The sequence below is a fragment of the Mesorhizobium sp. M1312 genome, from assembly GCF_040318115.1.
GTDB lineage: Bacteria > Pseudomonadota > Alphaproteobacteria > Rhizobiales > Rhizobiaceae > Mesorhizobium.
The window spans coordinates 1-633 of the sequence record NZ_JAMYLQ010000104.1 but is presented as its reverse complement, the minus strand read 5'-3'; the positions used below and the strand labels follow the sequence as shown (position 1 = coordinate 633).

At 58.3% G+C, this 633-nt stretch carries 1 protein-coding gene; it reads left to right on the top strand.

Translation table 11 applies throughout. The features are described 5' to 3' along the window. A partial coding sequence (locus NKH36_RS34715) for a pentapeptide repeat-containing protein (RefSeq protein WP_352966320.1) occupies window positions 1-605 on the top strand: 605 nt, incomplete at its 5' end. Between the last annotated feature and the right edge of the window lie 28 nt (window positions 606-633).

Below are 633 nucleotides of genomic sequence, written 5' to 3'. Positions count from 1 at the left end.
CGCCTGGCGTCAATTGGCACGAGTGTGACAAGAAGCTTCTCATCCTAGAAGGACAGGACCTGAGCGGGGCGAACCTGTTCGGTGTTGATTTCACTTCGACCGACCTCAGGAACAGCAATCTCCTTGCGGCAAATCTTGAGAAGGCAACGCTTGTGCGTGCTTCCCTGGCCGACTCGACCGCCAAAGGCGCCCGGTTTGACAGAATCGAGGCCTACAGGACCGACTTCAGCCGTATGGACGCGCAGGGCGCTGTGTTTGCGAGCGCGGAAATGCAGCGCTCGAACTTCCAGGACGCCAATCTGACCAATGTTGATTTCACAAAGGCAGAATTGGGGCGTGCGCAGTTCCATGACGCCGATATCAGCGGCAGCCGCTTCTCGTTTGCCAATCTCGCACGGGCGGACTTCCGAGGAGCGACGTTCACCGCGCCGATAGACTTTGACCGCGCCTTTTTCTTTCTGACCCGTATCGAGGGCGTCGACCTTTCCAATTCGGCGGGTCTGTCCCAGTGGCAGCTCAACATGGCTTGCGGAGACGCCCGGACCGAGTTGCCTTCTGGCTTGACGAGGCCTGAAGATTGGCCCTGTCAATTCCAGCAGGAATAGTTGTCGGCAAGCGAACTGCGGCAATGCT